15 protein-coding genes are annotated in these 18,804 nt (G+C 34.6%); 7 read left to right on the forward strand and 8 right to left on the reverse strand.

Annotation, left to right across the window (positions count from 1 at the left end; all coding sequences use genetic code 11):
• Positions 1-3 precede the first annotated feature (3 nt).
• From NTZ27_04440 to NTZ27_04455, 4 genes are read right to left on the reverse strand one after another with little or no spacing between them, the layout of a single operon-like run.
• Positions 4-1,173 carry a DNA cytosine methyltransferase gene (locus NTZ27_04440; GenBank protein MCX6173988.1) on the reverse strand — a complete coding sequence of 390 codons (1,170 nt, stop codon included), beginning with the start codon at positions 1,171-1,173 and terminating at the stop codon, positions 4-6.
• Positions 1,166-2,236: a PD-(D/E)XK nuclease family protein gene (locus NTZ27_04445; protein ID MCX6173989.1), complete on the reverse strand. Its 1,071-nt coding sequence runs from the start codon at positions 2,234-2,236 to the stop codon at positions 1,166-1,168. The genes NTZ27_04440 and NTZ27_04445 overlap by 8 nt, the downstream gene beginning before the upstream one ends.
• Positions 2,236-8,364: a DEAD/DEAH box helicase gene (locus NTZ27_04450; GenBank protein ID MCX6173990.1), complete on the reverse strand. Its 6,129-nt coding sequence runs from the start codon at positions 8,362-8,364 to the stop codon at positions 2,236-2,238. The genes NTZ27_04445 and NTZ27_04450 overlap by 1 nt, the downstream gene beginning before the upstream one ends.
• Positions 8,365-11,223 (reverse strand): hypothetical protein, encoded by a 2,859-nt coding sequence (locus NTZ27_04455; protein MCX6173991.1) that lies wholly within the window; start codon positions 11,221-11,223, stop codon positions 8,365-8,367. It lies immediately after the preceding gene.
• A 550-nt stretch (positions 11,224-11,773) separates the two neighbouring features.
• On the opposite strand from NTZ27_04455, the gene NTZ27_04460 reads away from it, so the two are divergent.
• From NTZ27_04460 to NTZ27_04490, 7 genes are all read left to right on the forward strand, one after another.
• Complete coding sequence (locus NTZ27_04460; protein MCX6173992.1) at positions 11,774-12,490, forward strand: hypothetical protein; 717 nt, start codon at positions 11,774-11,776, stop codon at positions 12,488-12,490.
• Positions 12,487-13,086 (forward strand): hypothetical protein, encoded by a 600-nt coding sequence (locus NTZ27_04465; GenBank protein ID MCX6173993.1) that lies wholly within the window; start codon positions 12,487-12,489, stop codon positions 13,084-13,086. Before NTZ27_04460 ends, NTZ27_04465 begins: the two co-directional genes overlap by 4 nt.
• 33 nt (positions 13,087-13,119) lie before the next feature.
• Positions 13,120-14,010, forward strand: a complete 891-nt coding sequence (locus NTZ27_04470) for a hypothetical protein (GenBank protein MCX6173994.1) — start codon at positions 13,120-13,122, stop codon at positions 14,008-14,010.
• Between the two features lie 305 nt (positions 14,011-14,315).
• A complete protein-coding gene (locus NTZ27_04475) occupies positions 14,316-14,846 on the forward strand; it encodes a host-nuclease inhibitor Gam family protein (GenBank protein ID MCX6173995.1) in 531 nt (176 codons plus the stop codon).
• A complete protein-coding gene (locus tag NTZ27_04480) occupies positions 14,812-15,264 on the forward strand; it encodes a hypothetical protein (GenBank protein ID MCX6173996.1) in 453 nt (150 codons plus the stop codon). The genes NTZ27_04475 and NTZ27_04480 overlap by 35 nt, the downstream gene beginning before the upstream one ends.
• Positions 15,265-15,729 (forward strand): hypothetical protein, encoded by a 465-nt coding sequence (locus tag NTZ27_04485; GenBank protein ID MCX6173997.1) that lies wholly within the window; start codon positions 15,265-15,267, stop codon positions 15,727-15,729.
• On the forward strand, positions 15,729-15,902 hold the full coding sequence (locus NTZ27_04490) for a hypothetical protein (protein MCX6173998.1): 174 nt from the start codon (positions 15,729-15,731) through the stop codon (positions 15,900-15,902). The genes NTZ27_04485 and NTZ27_04490 overlap by 1 nt, the downstream gene beginning before the upstream one ends.
• A 285-nt stretch (positions 15,903-16,187) precedes the next feature.
• On the opposite strand, the gene NTZ27_04495 is transcribed toward NTZ27_04490, so the two are convergent.
• The 4 genes from NTZ27_04495 to NTZ27_04510 form a co-directional block, all read right to left on the reverse strand.
• Positions 16,188-16,670 (reverse strand): DUF2127 domain-containing protein, encoded by a 483-nt coding sequence (locus tag NTZ27_04495; protein ID MCX6173999.1) that lies wholly within the window; start codon positions 16,668-16,670, stop codon positions 16,188-16,190.
• A gap of 126 nt (positions 16,671-16,796) precedes the next feature.
• The gene (locus NTZ27_04500; GenBank protein ID MCX6174000.1) at positions 16,797-17,093 is read right to left on the reverse strand and encodes a hypothetical protein; all 297 of its coding nucleotides are present in this window, start codon (positions 17,091-17,093) and stop codon (positions 16,797-16,799) included.
• A gap of 8 nt (positions 17,094-17,101) precedes the next feature.
• Positions 17,102-17,278, reverse strand: coding sequence for a hypothetical protein (locus NTZ27_04505; protein ID MCX6174001.1), 177 nt, complete (start codon positions 17,276-17,278; stop codon positions 17,102-17,104).
• Positions 17,279-17,412: 134 nt separating this feature from the next.
• Entirely contained in the window at positions 17,413-18,483 is a 1,071-nt protein-coding gene (locus NTZ27_04510) for a HEAT repeat domain-containing protein (GenBank protein MCX6174002.1), read from the reverse strand.
• Between the last annotated feature and the right edge of the window lie 321 nt (positions 18,484-18,804).

Raw genomic sequence — 18,804 nt, forward strand, 5'->3', positions numbered from 1 at the left:
ACTTCACTTCGTTTTTGCTTTGGCCAAATGTCCATTTAATTTTGTAGTTTGAATTACCTTATTATCTATAAGAAAATTCTTAACGGCAATTGCAACAGCTTTTGCCAAAGGAACTGGAACTCCGTTTCCAATCATCTTGAATTTTTTTGATAACGGCAACTCAGCAGGTAAAACATAAGTGTCCGGCACTCCTTGAATTCTCAATGTCTCACGCACTGACAAACGCCTGTTCTTGTATGGGTGCAAATGAACTTCATTGTTTCCATAGCAAGCTGTCGGACTGTATTTGAAACGGTGAAGCCGTTTGAATGATGGTCTGTTTGTTTCTCCTTCACCAATTTTCTTCAACTCCTTTTCTTCTACATACAAATTGAAATACTCTTTGGAGTTTGGAATGTCCTTCATTTCTCTTGGTGGAACTAAACAACTTTCAACACACAATTCAATTGGCAAATCTTTTGGCTTGGTCAGTTTCTTCCCGTAGTCAACTGTTGTTGCCCATTTGTATTTTGTAGCTGCCCCATAGTATTTTTTGTTTACTGGAAATGTGAACCATTCGCCAAGCGATTTATTTACAATGTCCTCGTCAAGTTTGTCTTTACGAATACCAATAAAAAAAACTCTCTCTCTGAATTGCGGAACACCAAAGTCCAAAGCGTTTAATGTTTTGTGGTCAACAAAATATTCTTTCTCAACCCGCCTCACTAATTTTTTCATGTGCTCTTTGGTTGAATTGCTCCTTGTCAAACCAGTTACATTTTCCATTATAAAAAAAGTTGGCTTCAATTCAAGAATCCGATCAAAAAACACAACTGTGAGTTTTCCCCTTTCTCCTTTGAATCCTTCCATGTTTCCATTTATTGTAAAATCTTGACAAGGCGGTCCACCAATAATTCCAAAATCTTCCGGCTTGCCATGAGGAAATGCTTCCTCAACTATCTTTTCCACACTGACTTCTGTGATTGATTTCTTATTGAAAATTTCTGCTTTGATTCCGTTGCCTCTTGCTTTTCTCCATGAAGTAATTCCGGCTTCGTGAAGTTTTACAAACACTTCTTCAACTTCGTTTGTCCAAACAATTTCAAAACCTGCTTTCTCAAATCCCATGTCCATGAATCCACCACCGGAGTAGAATGAAAGAATTGGAATTTTATGTTCGTGATGGTTATTCATAAATCATTGTCGTCTTTATAGCAGAATAGACAAACTCGGTTGCTTCTTTCCGCAAATTGTAAACACTTATTTGTTTGCCCTTGCTCTCATTCAATTCATCATATTTTTCAGAAGGAAAACTTGTAACTGTAATTTTCCTTTCTCCATTTTCTAAAAACACACTCACATTTCCGTTTTGATATTTAACTACATTTATTATTGAACCTGAAACATCACTGAAAGAATAATCTGTTACCAAATGTTTCATAAAAAACAAACAAGCCGGTCTGTATAAACAATATTTGCAATTTGCCTCTGATGGATTCGCTACAAATTTTTCACTGCTGATACTTTCGTTTGTTGCTTTTAGTAATTCTTTCGCTTCCTCAAAGATAATATTGCACTCTGACTCCGTGAAGTCAATCGTGAATTTTTGTTTTGCCAAATCAACTAAACTCAATTGAGTTGGAAACTTGCCGTTAGTTTCAAAATATAAATAAGCATAGAGTTTTAATTGCTCTTTGTATTCTTCCTTTATATCAGAAAATATTTCTCCCTCATCATCTAAAACATCTTGTGTTATTGCTCCTGTTTTGAAATCAATAATTTCCGCTTCTTGTTCTGCTTCAATCACCAAGTCAATTTTACCTGCAATCAATTTGTCTTTTGATTCAAACCATTTTTCAGAGGAAAATCTTACTCCGCTTGATATTGCATGTCTTTCAGAAGCATTTCTCAAATGTTTTTTCAAAAGAATTTTCTTCATTCCAAAATCTTTCACATTTTTTTGAAGTGGAGCAAAAAAAGCATAGCCCTGTTGTTTCAAATTTTCCTCTTGCAATTTTACTTGCTCGTCAAATATTTTATTGAAGTCAATTTCATTTCTGATGACACCTTTAGAAATCAGTTCAAGTATTTTGTGTAAGGCTGTTCCGAAATAAGCATTGGGTGAAACTGGCAACAAAGGTTTCTTCTCAAACGCTTCTGCCAATAAGGATTTGTAAGCACAATTTTTCATTGAATAAAATTGACTTGGAGAAATCCTGTTGATTTTCCGGAAAACTATTTTGCCAACTTTATTCATTATCTGTTGACTAATTTTTCATAACACCAACCCGGTCTGCGGTGCAAGTTGAAAGTATCAACAATGCTTACTGTTCCGTTTCTGCTGCTTGTGTATTCATCAATCTCTGCTTTTGTTTCTGCCAACCAATTTGCTTCCCTGATATTTCTCAAATCCCAAAACGGATGAACAATCATTATTACATTTCTTTTGTTCTTCCCATAGAAGAAAATTACAGGTAAGCCGTGAATCTCTCCTCTCTCGGCTGTTTCAGAATTAGAATAGAATGATGAGAAGAACGAATCTCTTAATTCAGTCGCAAACACTAACCAATCTCGCAATTCAATGTAGTCATTGAAATTTCCATCAGTGCCACACACATAAGTTGAATCACTCATTACTCTCATCATTGCCAAACCTAATCTCCAATCAAGTAAACTGTGATAGTTCATGTTCCTGTAAACTTTCAAACAATCATAGCAGGCATCCTTACACCCGTATTGATGTGCATGAGTATGAATCTTTCCCAAATAATTATTCGGGTCTAATGGATTAATTGCTTCGTCAAGAATGTTTTGAAAGTTGTTGTATAAATATCTCACGAATCCTGAACCATTTGGCAATTCATCTGTAAGAATAATTTCTGCAATTTTTCTGTCTGTTCCATCGTCAAGCGTTTTCATTGATATGTCTGCAATCTCAATTTCAGTTGGATCAACATCAAGTTTGTCAGCTAAAATTCTTTGCAATAAAAACGCTGCAGAATAATATCCTGAACGAACTCCGTTTGATTGTGCTTTGATATGAGGCAAATCTGTCTCTCTTGAAAACATATTCAGGTCTAACTCCAATGAAATTGTTGCAGGCGCTATTCTGAAAATTTCTGTTTTCTTATTGCTTGCCAAAGCAATTTGTTCATCTTGTCCGGCTGCATTGTTCTGAACGAAAATTGAATAACCATTTGAATTTGAATTAACCGCCAAATCATTTACTAACCACTGGTTGTTAAACCAAAACCCAATTACTGAATTAAATGGAAATCTGTTGTTCGTGTTGTAAAGTTTTCCTGTGAAATATCTGTCAGAGTTTGTGTTCACTCTCCAAGTTACATCTTTGTCGCTAATGATTAAGTCCGCATTGTTTACAACTTGATGTTGGTCAGGATTTGCAGGGTCATTTATTTTCTCTGCAAAAATTGGTGGTCTTGACAAAAGCAATTCTGAATCATCTTTTGAATCACTACCTAAAGAAAGATTTGTCCTGTAAGCTCTAGGAGATTTCAACTTTATTGGTCTCTGATATTTATCTGGGTTTACTTCACCACAATTCGGGCAACTATCAAATTGATTTTGTCCTTCTAATTCCATCTTTCTTTCTTCTGAATAAGTTTCAAAAAAACCGCAAGCCCTGCAACGAACAAACCAACGGTTCAACGAAAACGGAAGTTGGTTGCTTGTTCTTGCATTGATCACTGTTTCCTTTCCGTGAATTCTTGTATTGATAATGTCGCTTGTGAAACCAATAACTTGATGAATTGCTTTGTCTTTTGTTTTTTGTGCTCCCGGTGCAAACTCATAAATCGCCATTGACTGTGATCTGTCAATTGAAAGCGGTTCTAAATGATTGTTGATACTATGATATAAATTTCTGATTGTAGTTGGCATTCCAAACATTGGAAGTATTCCGCCTTCAGCTAATTTTTCTGAAACATCAGTCGTTGCAATTTCCTCATTGTTGATTATGCTTTGTGCTTTTTCAATTAGACCGTTTGCACCTGTTGTATCTGTTATCCATGTAATTAAATCATTTCTCCTTACTTGCAAGGCCGGTGTTATCAAAGCATCAATTGTTGCTTCAATCTTTGTCCGGCTGTTGTTTATCCAATGAATGATTTGTGCTTTGTAATCTGTCCAATTCATTTGTGCATCACCAATGTTTCCAAACTCACCATGCACACTTGATTTTTCGTCGTTTGTTATGTCAATGCTTTCATCAATGTATGCTTTCCTGAAAATTTCTTTTGCAAGTAGTCGTTTGAATATCCTATCTTGATTCATAGTGAGGAATGGAGTAGGTGGTGAATCACCTGTTATTTTATGAGGATTTGAAAAATAAAATTCGTCATGACTTCTACCTCTACAAAAAGTTAGAATCACTGAATATGCTTGTCCTCTCCGTCCTGCACGACCAACTCTTTGTTGGTAGTTAAATCTTTGTGGTGGCATATTTCCTAACATCACCGCTTGCAATGCCCCTATATCAACACCAACTTCAAGTGTTGTTGTTACACTCAATAAGTCAATAGTTTTTACTTGCCTGATACCTTCGTCCGGTAAAATGATATTTCTGAAATGCCGTTGCCTCTCAAACTGGTCATCAGTTTGTCCTGTCAATTCTTCGCAATGCAAACGTATTGGTTGCCTTTTTTCTTTTATTGCATTGTACGATAGATAATTTTCTTCCCAAATATCATCACATACACTGTCGGGTTGGAGTTTCAAAGGAGTTACTGAATATGTGCAGATGCCTCCGCTAAAATGCAAGTGTGGTCTGCTTCCTCTCGGGCTTGTCCAAACTGGATCGGTTGCCCGCGCAACTTTGATGAAAAGATTTTCAATTTGAATTCCTGTATCACCTGCAAGCAATCCGCTTGTTGAAAGTGTTGTGAATACTGCATCACCAATTTCAGTTTCTTGTTTTGAATATCTTGCCGCAACTACACGGATGTATTTTTTCACTTGTCCTGGAAGTTCCCTGTATGCTGTGAAGTTAAAAGGGTCAGCATCATCAACTTTGTTGTGCTTGTATTTGTCTCCTAATATTCTGATAGTGGAATTTACAATTTGCATAAACTCATTTCTTGCAATTGCAACTGCGTTTGCTTGGTTAGTGATAACTTGCAATACAGGATTGATGCTTATATAACCCAACGCAGAAGATTCAAACGAATAAAAAAGAGAACCGAAAAACATAGAAGCGAGATTTGTGAAAGTTCCATCTCTCATTTCTGCAATAAACTCATCACTGATTCCAGCATTCCATTCTTCCCTTTCAAAGTTTATCAATTCATACCAAGGAACAAATCTTCCGTTCAACGGTTTTGATTGCAATGAAATGTCATTCCCACCGGGGTTTATTCCTAAATTAACAAACTGTTTTATGAGTGGCGCAAGGTTTACTGAATTGGTAATGTGAACCAACTCTCTCACATTTATCAAGAGTGAACGGTATTCATTCAACTTTGAAATTACATCTTCTTTTTCTCTTAGCCGATTTGTATTAGTTCCGGTGTAGTTTGATTTCTCAAATAAGTATTCTACTTCGTCAAAAATAGTTTGTGATTGTAATCGGAATTCTGCTTGCTTCGTTATGTCGCCACTATCAAACGCATTTACAATTTGAAACCGTAACATCAGGTTAGTGTGAAGTTCACTCACTAAAATTTCTCTCAACAAATCTGTGAAGTGATTTCTTTCAATTCCGTTTGCAATTTGTGCTGCATCTTCACGACTATCAGAAAACACAACCAACTTTCTTTCTGATTCGTTGTCAGGCAACTGATACATCAATTCCTTTGCAAACATTTGTGTTGTCTTGGCAAAACCGGTTCTGAAACCTCTGATTGATGTTGTCTTTACTTTCCGTGAATCATTTCTCCTTCTCTGATTATTCAAACCACAACACGGGCAAACATTTGGCAAAGCCCGATGTGTTTCTCTTGTGTCAATATTCCCGCTTGCATCAGGAAAGGCAATATCTCTGTTTGAACCGTTCTGTGTAATTGTGAAGTAGTATCCTTTAATCCAATTGTTGCTCTCTGCGTTTGCCTTTTCATGTGAAAAATCAATATCACCTGAAATGCAATTGAGTGATGCCGGGATCCAATTTGATTCATAGTTGCCTTGATTAAATCCGTTCACTGTTGTTTGCCGCCAATAGTCAACAGGAATTCCATGTTCACGGTCATGCTTTGTGAACTCTTGATTACCGCAAGCCCAAAAAACTGCGAATTCTTGGAAACTTCTTTTCTCAACAAGTTTTGCCGATGTTTTTTCCGGTACGCCTTCAATGTTTGGACTAATAGGAAGCAATTCAAAAGAATGGTTACCCGATTCATTTCTTGTAACTAATCGACTTCCTCCAAACAAAGTTGTTCCGCAATTATCGCAATAGAGTAATTCTAAAATCCGGTTTCCTCTTTCAGAATTTATTCTTGTTGTTGAATAAAGTTTTCCGGCTGTCCTTTCTCCGTCTGCGAATGCATCATTATCAATATCATCTGCTTTTACTGAGGCCCATATTCCTTCTATATTTCTAAAGAAGTAATGAAACCTGAACCTTGGTAATTTTCTTTCATCAGGAATAGCATTGGCGATTGCTTGAAATTGCATTTCATCCAACAGTGCTCTTGTGATGAGTAAACCTCTCAAAGCATTTTGTAAATCTTCTTTTGAAGTTGTGTTTTCAAAAATGGTTTCTGCAAAATATTTTCCTGTTGCATCATCGCCGTTTGCTTTGATTGAACAAACTGCTTTGTAATCATCGCAAGGAGAATACAATCTTTCTTTCAGTTGAAATGAAGGATTTGTAATTACTGAAAGTAATTTTTCAATCCCGCTTCCCCGCTGCGCAATGTTGAATGCGGTTGCTATTTGGGTTGCTGCAGTTTCGCAAGTTACAATGAAAGTTGTGTTTGAAATATTTCCTTTCGCCAAAGAAAATTCTTTCGCAATTTTTTTGAAAGGATTTAACGGAAGTTTTCTTCCATTTTCGGGAAAAGGAGTAACATGATTATTTACTCCTTCAATCAGTTTGAACTTTCTGTCAAAATGTTCTTGGCTCACACCAAAGAAATCACAAATAAAATTTTTACTGTCTTTGTTTCCGCTTTCAAGGGATGCACTTGATGCAAGTATACGTAACTGTGGGTGATGTGGATGTAGTCCTAAGCGGTTAAGCACAAGTTTGAGCAAGTATGCTACCTCTGTGCCTTGTGTGCCTCTATACAAGTGTAACTCATCAATGATTAAATGAAAAATCCGATTTGGTTTTGCTGCTGCTCTTTCTGCTTCCGGTAAATCTTCACAAGCCAACCATTCTTTTGTTTCATCAAATATTCCTTTGTCAATATCCCTCATTAACATTATGCTCAGCATGGAATAGTTTGTAATGAGAATGTCAGGTGGTGCAACTTGCATATCAAATCGGCTTCTCATTTCTGAACCATCTAAGCGTTGGTAAAAAGATTTTAATTCTCTTGCTTCGTTTCTGGTTTTTCCTGTTGTTCGGATGTATTGTTCAACCCTGTCTGAATCAGTTTCAATTTGTCGCAACACTTCAACCAACTGATTAACTTTTCTCTTGTTGATTACAGTTCCATTGTCAGTGATTTTTTTCAACTCACCTGCAACAGGCGAACTACCATTGTATCTGCCGAAATAAATAGCATTTCCATTTGCGTTTGAATTCAGCCATTGCCTTGTATCATCTGAATCAAGTGCTTTTCTTAAGCGACTCATTTGGTCTTCAACCAATGCATTCATCGGGTAAAGAATTAATGCCCTAACTCCTGCTTTCCTTTTCTCATGTTGTCGTTGCCTTGCTGCATTACTCAAAGTAAAGTTTGAAGTGTTCACGATTTGAGTTGTGGTTAATCCTCCTTCTGATCTTTCTTTCCACCAAGTATTTACAGTTGCTGGTTTTGTTAATGGCGTTTGCCAGATGGTAAACTCTTTTGCCAGTTGAGCAAACAATGGCAACAAGAAAGATTCTGTTTTTCCTGAGCCTGTTCCTGATGTAATGATGCAATTGTTCCCTTCCAATGTTTGTTTTAACATTTCTGCTTGATGTGAATACAGTTTTATTGTTGATTGAAATAGTCCAGTTTTGACAAGCGTTTTAAAATTTTCTGCTTCGTGAATATTTAATGCATTGCCTAAGTCAGCAAGTGTTAAATCATCAATACACTTATTACTTGAAATGTAATCGGGTAACGGTTCGATCCACGGTTTACGGTAAAACACTCTATCAGAATTAAGTAATGCGTAGCGTTCTTTTTCTATACCGTCAAACTTTGTCCCGAATGCTGTTTTAACATAGCGGATAAAGTTTTCTTTTATCGTTTCAAATGAACCGATTGGATCTTTCATTTAAACCTCATTAAGATTATACTCTTGAATGTTCTGGCCTAGTTGGGAAAAAATATTATAAGTTAACGAAGGAATTAAGTTTCTATAGACCTCGTAAGTATTACCATTAATTATTTTAAGGTCAGGAACATATCCACTCATCAATGCTAGTGCTTTATTTATAAGCCTGGGTAATGGTACAGATATTGGGACAGCTAATGAACGGGCACTTTCATCAAAGAAAAGAACATTTTTCTGTAATTTATAAAGAACAAAATATCTTCCCCATTCTGGATCAATACCTTTATTTCGAACATTGTTATCTTTATAGCATTTTTGATTTTGCCAAAGTTTATATCTTATATGATAATTTGTAAAATGATATTTTAATAAGCATAGGTTCTTATCGAAATGATTTGTAGAAACTTCAAATTTTAACTTTGACGGGTTAAATATTTGTCTAGCCCATTCATAATCTATTTCTTCATCTTCTATAAGGATACCTTCATAATCAATGATTTTAGCTGAAGTTATTAATAATATAGGCTGTAATATAATTGAAGGATTAAATATGATTTTCAATCTATTACAAAGATATTGAAGACGTTCTTCACCAAAGTTATCTTTTCTATCACCCTGAACGGATAATCTAATAATTTGTGGAACGATAAAATCTAAACCTGTATTTGAGTTGATCGAATTTTCAATGCTTACCTTAATTCCCATTACCTTTGATATTCTGATCAAATCATTTATTAAATCCAAATACCTAGCCCCTATTAAAACAGCTTCCCTGCCAACAAAAGATTTATTAGGGATAAGAATTATCTGTGGTTTATTGATTACAATTTTTTGGCTAATATAATCAATGTCTATATGCCCTAAGCTTTCTATGTAGCGCAATGAAAGATATTTAATATAATTAAGGTTGCTAATTTTTTCTATACTATTATGATTGGTTACTATTTGTTCAAAAGTTGTAAAATATTTTTCAAAAGAAAGCTTTCCAGAACTAGATATAAATGACAACATAATATCTTTGCAAGAATTATAAATAACTTGTCTACGTAAATCCAATTTTATCGTTGAGCTTACTGTAGTATCTAATTCTGATAGAAAATGATGCTTGGATTGATCATATAAAGAATTTTCGGAAAGCTCGTTCTTGAATTCATTTCCATGCCATAGATATTCCATATCATCTCGTACTATTTCCGCCCAAGAATTTCTAAATGGAATTTCTAAATTACAGGTTGAATTATAAAATGGATTAATAACTCTAAATTCGGATATTTTGATTTGTTGCTCATTTTTGAGAAGTATTTCAATATTAATATCTCTTTTAATTTGTTTAGAAAGTTTAAAAGTTCTTGGATTTTCTCTGATATGTTCTAATTCGATTTCTTCATCGGTATCTGGATATTTAATAATTACATTGCTCTCGTTATAAATTTGAGGAATATTAACTGAGGAGTTTCCATCTTGTAAATAATCTCTTCGATTCAATTTTAAAAGATTGTTAAACGAACAACATGTTATTGATGACACTACGACATCATATTTTTTTAACAGTTCATCGGGTAAATTCTTTTTAACTCTGAAAAGGTATAGCTTATTTAATCCATCAAGATCTAATTGTTCTAAGTAATCAGTAATATTCTGATTGCAATATAGATTCAATTCATTAAGCCCCGATTCATTGCAAATTAACATAATTTCATCTGATAATTCTAAAGTGTCAGTTTCGATCCACCCATTTAAGGAATAATTTATTCCACTTCTAAAAAAGGTAATGTTTTTGCATTTAAAAACTGCTCTCCATTTGTTAAATTTATCCGTCAATATAAAATCATTGTTTGTAATAAGGGATTCTATGAGGTTTACATTAATTTTTTTGGACCAGTTATTTATTTCGTATTTCACTATAATTGATTCATTAAAAATCAACTCTTCTGGAAATTCATTATGTGAAAATATTCTAATAAAGAAATCTATTTTCCCATCATTAAAATTAATGTCCAATACCAATCTGATTGTTGCTAAAGTCCATGGTTTTACCATACCAATATCAATTTCTCTTTTTGAATAATATATTTCCTCACCATTCCACCTATCAAAAAATCTTTTAATAATTTTTATTAATAGATTTCCGATTTCATCATTGTTTTTTACTGCTTTAATCAGATTTATATTTAAATCAAGCTGTTGGCTGCTATTTATTAATAGACTTCTGATTTTTTCTTCTTTAATATTCGAATTGGGTAAAATATTATTTTGGAAAAAAAGTGTTGGAAGTTTTTTTATAGAGCTCAGTTTAATTAAGCATTGTGAAAGTGGTTTTGAAACAAACTTCCAATTAGGATTCCCAAATTCATGGATTTCAAAATAACCTTGCTCACAATTTTTTTCGTAAATTGACCAATATTCTAAATCTTCCCAAACTTTCTTCCAATTTTGTCTATTCGTTTGATTAGGCAAATGGGGTAATCCATTTTGGTTTAAAAATAGATTAACACGTTCATAGAAAGAATTAATATTGAGTTGTTCTTCGTTTGTTAATGGTAGAATGAAAAGAACAAGGTATGCAATGTATATTGGATATATGAATTCTTTTCGATTTTGATTTTTTGCTTCTTTATAATATTCAAAAACCCATAGTAATGTTTGTATAATATCCCTGTCATCTACTTTATTATTATATCCTGTTTTAACGGCATATAAAAAATCTTGCCAAATCTCTAAATTACTTTTATCAGATAATTCTTCTTTCCCAATATTAATAATATCTTCTTTTGTAATGTAGAGATAAACTTCCTTATCAGCCATGTCCTCATTAAAAAAAAAGGCAGCGATCAGATCATTCCATTGTTCATAATTCATTTTAAAATACTCATATCCTTTTCATATTGAAAAACATGACCAACATAAGAAGACATTGTTTCATCAAAGAGATTATTGATTGTAATTATTAGACCTATAATATAATGTATGGATTACAGTCGTTTTTGGTTACCTATATTCTAATACAATAACCTTTTCCATATAAGTTTAATCCAAGTTGTATTCTCATTAAGAATTTACAACTAATTCTTAGAAAATTGAATATGCCCATTTTTCTAATTACTTTTTGAAATTTATGTTGGTTCTTAATCAACAATTGATCATTAATTTTTTATTAGTAAATAAACTATTTCATTTTTTTTCTAATTCTTCCAGAACAAATATTTAATCTGGTTTTTGTAAAATATTTGATACAAGGTTAGATTTGATGAATTGATTTCTTTAATATTTATGAATGGGAATAGAAGAGAAATCCCTCCAATTATTGCAATGAACTTAGGAATTGGATAATGATTAAGCAAGTGGAATTTTATAATTAAAATTCAATTATGGTATAAGACATATAGTAATAACCAAACAAGGAGTTACTATGTGTTCTTTCACTATCGGTTGCGACCCTGAGCTCGTCTGTCGCCGCAACGGAAAATTTGTTCACGCCCACAATTTTTACAAATCCCACTCATCATTCGGCCTCGACGGAAATGAATCTATCTGCGAATTACGTCCGGGTTTTTCCGAGTCACCTCTAGACCTAACAGCAAAGATCAAAACAATTATTGATTACGGTCACGAACACCAACCAGAACTAGAATTTTACTCCGGCCACTTTCAAGATAGCTGTGCTCTTGGTGGACATATTCATTTCGGATGCGAACCAGATGACAAAATCATTTCAGCATTAGATATTACTCTTTACTCATTTTCAAACTGCACGGATGACAGAGAGCAAAGAATGAAACGAGAGAAATCCGGTTATGGAAAACGCAGATCATACAGAAAACAACCGCATGGTTTTGAGTACCGCACCCCAGGAAGTTTTCTTCTCTCACCTTCTACTACACTTGTTACACTTACACTAGCAAAGCTCGCCGTTTTAGCTGTAGCAGAAGATGATCTCGATTTAGATCTGGTCAAAGGAAGACAACATTCTTCAACATTTCTAAAGAACCTAAAAACAAATCTCAAAACAATTCCTTCAGACTGTGAAGAAGGATTAAAAGAACTCGATCTTTTAATCGGTAAACCAATTGATTGGAATCAAAACATTTTACCAAACTGGGGTATTTATTCTAAGGAGGCGGCATGAGATGTTCTAACTGTGACTGTGAAATTCGAGATGATGATGCTCGATTTGCATTTGAAGAACCTTACTGTGAAGACTGCTTTTCCGATCTCTATAACTATTGCTCTGGTTGTGATACTGTAATTCGTTCAGACAGAACTTATTACGATCAAGACGGAAATCCCTTTTGTGAAGATTGCCATGAGAATCAGTATGATGAAGATTGTCCGGATAATCCGGATGTATTCGATTCGGATAGAAAGTTAATACTTGAGCTCTCTCGTAATTGGCTGCTCGGGAAAGAAATCCGTAAAATACTTATCTCAATAAACAAAAAAGATTTTCTTCTTCAGAAGATCCGCGATAAAGTCGGACTCGTCGAATCTTCACTTTATATATTCGGATTGCAAGATAGAGATGAGTATCAACTCTCGGTAAGTCCAAATCTTATTGATCAAGTGAAAGAATTTATTCTCTTCAATGGACTTGATCTAAAAGTAATTGAAGGAATCGGTTGTAATAGATTAGGAATCAGCTACACACTTCGAAAAGAAAATCTTGATCTGGTAGTAAATCTTATCAAACAAATCTCTCAAGTAAAAGAACTCGTCGAAGCATAACAATCACTAAAACAATTCAAAGGAGGAAATACCATGTGCGGTATAATGGGATTCTATTGCTTTGGCGATAAGAAACCAAACAAAGAACATATTACAGAAATGTTTTCCTTGCTGGAGTCACGTGGTCATGATTCTTCTGGCTATGCTTTTATAAACGAAGGACAATTAGTAGTCTCTAAAGCTCCAATTAAATCATCACTCTTTGTAAAGTCCGATGAATGGAAAAAAGTAGAACCGCCGAAGATCATGATACTTCATACTCGCGCAGCGACCCAAGGAGATAATAAGAACAACGTTAATAATCACCCGCTGTTTACAAAACAAGGTGTTGCAATCGTTCATAACGGAATCATCTACAACGACAAAGATATATTCGGAAAGAATCAGAGAAGAGACGGAGAATGTGACAGCGAAGCAATACTTGCAGTGTTATCATCAAAAGGTAAAGGAGATAAAATAAAAAAAGTGTTCGACAGACTCGATGGAAGTTTTGCATTTGCTAGTATCAATAAAGAAGAACCGGAAAAACTAATTCTTGTAAAGAAAGACAATCCTATTGATCTCTATTACGATACAGAAAATGATATTCTTTATTTCTGCTCTGAGAGAAGATTAATGCAAGAAGGGCTAGGACTTAAAACAAAATCACATCGAGGTTTTAATCTTGGTGAGGAAAATTTTCATTTCTATGAGATGAAAAACAATCACGGATTGATATTTAATTCTGAAGGAGTTGAATCTTACTTACGATATCATCCTAAGAAGTTTTATGAAAGAGACTTTCTCTATAGAACATCGAACGACGAAATGTTAATCGAATGTCCTTACTGTTTAGGAACCACAGTTTATCATATGGATAAGTTATTTAACCGCTGTGAGTGCTGCGGAGTTGAAATCAACGAGGAGGATCTGGCATATGTATAGTCCGAAAGTAAAAGAAGAACTTGTAAAAGAACTCTATTTATTAAAACACTCTCAAGATAAAAAAATAACGATGACAAAACAGAATATTTAGATAGGAGGAAAAATGACTACGATCTCAAACAACGATAGTATAAAAATCATTCTTAAAGTCATCTCAAAAGTCATAAAGTTGCTTCAAAAAGAAATAATCGGGACTAAGAAGAAGGAGGTAAAATGAGCTGGTGGATAATAACAACGATTGAGGTTTTAGCTGCAGTCCTTTCCGGATATGCCGGTTATGAGAAGAGTAAGAAGGAGAAAAAATAATGGCAGATAACTTTCTTGATGAGCTGCTCGAAATGGCAGAGCAAAAAGAACTTGCTCAGACAGATGCTTATTACGATCTCCTCCTTTCAGAAATCAAAAAGATGAAAGATAAAATCGAGCTGAACTTCCACGAAAGTGAAAAGGAAATCGATATCATAAATAAGTTCGTGTTAAAGAAGAACAGCATTTTAGATGAAAGAATAAAATTCCTCGAAAAGAAACTTGAGAGTTTCATTAGAGAAAGAGATGTAAAAAGTATTTCTCTGGCTAACGGAACACTTAAGATGCATAAGAAACAAGACAAGATTGAGATCACTGATATGGATCTATTCTTGAAACTCGCGAAGAAAGAACTGCTTGATGTTATACCCGAACAACTAAAACCATCGCTGACAAAAATAAAGCAATGGATAAAAAGTAAGCCGGTTCCTAAAGGAGTTACTATAATTGAAGGTCAGCCGGAATTTAGCTACACGTTATCAAATGAGGAAGAAGATGGCCGAGAGAAAGAAACTGGAATTGCAGCTTAACGAACCGCAGATATTAAAAATTCTTGCCGATCCCATTTTAGGCAAAAATGATTATGGACCGTATTATTTATTCTTGGTTTCAAATGGGAAAGATGAGTATTCATTTTTTGCACCCAGCGAACAAATTTATCAACAATTAAAAACTATAGGCAAGGGCAATAGCTTTGAGCTCACGAAGACTGCAAGAAAGAATGGCAAAGGCATACAAGTTGAATATGAAATTGTTTCATTGAACCAAGAGGAGAAACAAACTGTCTCGAATGCACAAAAAGATAATTACTTTGATCTAATGCTTCTTAGTTTTGAAGACGCACTGAAAATACAATCCCTTCATAATGGTATGGCTAACGTCAATCAAATCGCCATTACACTATTCATCCAGCGTACTAAAGGTTCTCACTCGTTTTCGGGAGGCTAAATGTCCGATAAGAAAGTAAGGTTCAAAACACTCGTATGGACATTCAAGGATACCGCAATTAAATATCCGGAATATTCTGAACTGCCAAAAAAGAAAATAACCTCACCAGAAGATTTCTATAAATTGTTTAATCCACTGTTAAAAGAAGAATCCAAAGAAGTCTTTCTCGTTGCATGGTTAAGCAGTGTAAATAGAGTCCAGGGTTTTGAGATAATTTCTTCCGGTAGCCTTACAGCTTCTGTTGTAGATCCAAGAGGAGTTTTCAGAAGTGCGATAGTCGCTAACTGTGCTAATATTATAATTGCACACAACCACCCTAGTGGAAATACTGAACCGAGCAATAATGATATATCCATAACATCGAAGCTGGTCGAGGTAGGAAAGATTTTAGAAATTAACATTTTCGACCACATAATATTCGCCGATGACAAATATACTTCATTCGTTGAACGGCGATTAATATAATGGATGAAGAGAAATTAAATTCATTAGTAGAACTTGTCCTTATGAACACACATTATGTTAACGCCCTTATTAAACTTCTTATTGATAAAAAAATAATTGACGAGAAAGATTTTGATAAAGAGTACGAACGAGTAAAGATGGAATTGTCAGATGATTCGGGAAAAGTGAACTAGTAAAACGAGGCACGCCAATGCGAACAAGAGAAGTAATTCTCTTGTTTAGATTAAAAATTCTAATAAGATCAAAAATAATTCCCCCCAAAAAAATTCTATTCCCGTGATGCCAGGGGGTGCCTAATCAAATCGACCTTGATTGATCTGGCTATATCAGACCCCAGCGGGTGGTCTTTATTTTATCGGCCATGGTGGATTTGAAGTTAATTTGATTTTAAATTGGGCCAGGTTTACTGATCGATCAAGAATTATTTTATTCTCTTGCTTTTTTATTTATTAAAGAGGTTAGGCGGCACGACGACGTACAACTCTTATAAGATAAATGAAAACAAGAAGATTAAATAGTAATGTTAACCCACGTGAATATGTGGCTCTTATGTAGATTTCATATAGTTCAAATGGCAGAAAAGAACCTGTTGCAATAACAGTTAGGTACTCGGCCCATCGCTTTTCAAACCACAGTCCTATCCCTTCGATCATAAATAGAATAGCATAAAGGAATGCGCCGATTCCCAAAGCTTCCAATTGGGTTGGCTTTAGCCCAATGATCTTCGACAGACCGGACAATATAAAATCTCGAGTGTAATTCCATGTAAAAGAACCCACCCAATGAGTTAGCCTTTGGCCTACAACTGGGTTAAGAAGTCTAAAGGCCCCGAATCCTAAACAAATCAGAAGTACAGCCTTGAGTAATTTGAAAACCGCAATCGTCCTAATTAGCCGACTTGTACCCTTTTTTGACGGGCTTGAAGATTTAGATACGAGCACAGAAGTCCTTGATTGATTTTATGGTTTTTAGATGCTGCCAGACCGGCTAACGAATGAAAAACTTTTGGGTTGTTTCATTTATATTTTATTGCCTATTGACTAAATCCTTTTATAAGCGGTTAGGCTCTATATCTTAATTTTTTCTATCAAAACTTTATCCTCATATTTTAAGATACCACTCTTAACTTTTGGTGGAATTGGAAACAAAAAATCCACATACAAATCTATTTCTTCCTTAGGTGGCCCCATTTCGAAATACTTACCTTTATCTGATTCCACATTTAAAAACCATCTTCCATCTTTTTTTTCTTCTGAACCAAGAGTCATTCCAAGACATCGAGCTGTTATCTTGACTCCTTCATATTCATACTCAAACAGTAAGTATGCAGTATTCAATCGTTCCATTGCAGGTGTATTAAACATCTTTACTTTTATTTCCAGGTAGTATCAGTCGAATGCCAGTCGCCCCCAAATGCTGCCTTTACTCTATTGACCAATTTAGTTGAAATCAGCTCTATCTTAAAACCGCTCTGACCTTTTAGTTCAGAAGTAATGTAAATAGATAATAACGTAGAAAATAATAGAACATATGCAATTTTCTTTTTCATTTTATACCTCACTTAATTTTAAAGCCTAACGGCGTGGTTTTTAAGCCGCCGCCAAAGAACAAAAAATGTCGCAATGGAAAACGCGGTAGCGTGGAAAAGCGGGTTAGGAAGATTCTAGATATTAACATTGAATCTTAACTATATTGATCAACTAACTTTTCTCCAAAATTATCAAGCAACTGCCCACGATAGTAATTACCCAAATTAAAACATTTTTTACAATAGTAAGTATATGCATCTACTCCATCCCAGTCATGGTATTCTTCTCTAGCCTCTGAAAGTGGAATTAAGGTCTTGCATGTTGAACACTGACCGTATCGATCAGTTTTATTATTATCATATAAAGATTTGTTTTGTCTCTTTTCTCTGACGCCGATGGTCATTTTTCTTGTATCTTTATTATCTAGTTTCTCTAACGCATATTTAGCAGCATCTTTAATTTCGTAGGAGAAGTCTGGATTGTTTGCTGCCTTTAATAAAGCTTTTCTGGCACGTTGATCTCCAATTTCACCAAGGGCCTTTGCAGCATACTTTAACACAAATTCATGCCCCGTTTCCAGAGTCATTATAAGATAATCAACAGCAGCACTTCCATAATTAATAACGTCGGATAATGCGGTTTTCCAGGAGCCTTCTATTAATCTGCCGTCAAGATTTAACACAGCTAAAAGAACCTTTTGCATTTCGTTTTCCGGCTTCCATCCAAGTTCTAATAATGATTTTGCAGCCGCATGACGAATATTAAATCCTTCATTGTCATTTACTAAAACCTTAATGAGTGAATTTTTGGCCGAATTGTCAGAAAATTTTCCCAAATGATAGGCAGCATTCCATCTTACATGTTTGTCTGGATCCTCTAGACATTTAATAATATACGGTACGGCTTGTTTATCTTTTATACTAGATAAAGCATTTATTATTCCCTCTCTAACGTAAGGATCTGGATCGTTCAAATAACTGAATAGTTTATTGACAAGAGAATTATTCAATGCACCTAATATTTCAGAACCAACGTCTTGGACATTTCCATTTTTTGATCTTAGAATTTCAACTACTGGTTCTATAACAAATTCCCCGAATTTAGCCAGAGCTTCTATCCGCAGATCAAAAATATTAGTCCCATATTGTATTGCTTCTCTTTCTCTGATAAGTTCTTTGAGTTGTTTTTTAATTTTTAATTGAAGAAAATATTTTTTTAAGAACATTATATACCTCCAAAAAATCTTCCTAACGTCGTGGCTTTTCACCCGTCCGCTCCAAACAACAATTCCGGTTTGAAAAACGAACGTCAATAATTTTCAACAAATTTATTTATTGGAAAAATGTTTAACAGAATTACCAACTTTTCACCAAACCCGAAAACTTGAATAATACCGCAATGAAAACGCTGTCATGTGGAAAAGCTGGTTATGCAATTTACTCTTCTAAATTCGCTCCACATTTAGGACATACTTTATCTTCTTCTCCAACCTCAGCTTTACATATGGAACATTGCCATCCATCGGACTCTGGGTTTTTCTCACCCC

This window comes from Ignavibacteriales bacterium (genome assembly GCA_026390775.1).
Taxonomy (GTDB): Bacteria; Bacteroidota; Ignavibacteria; order Ignavibacteriales; family Melioribacteraceae; genus Fen-1258.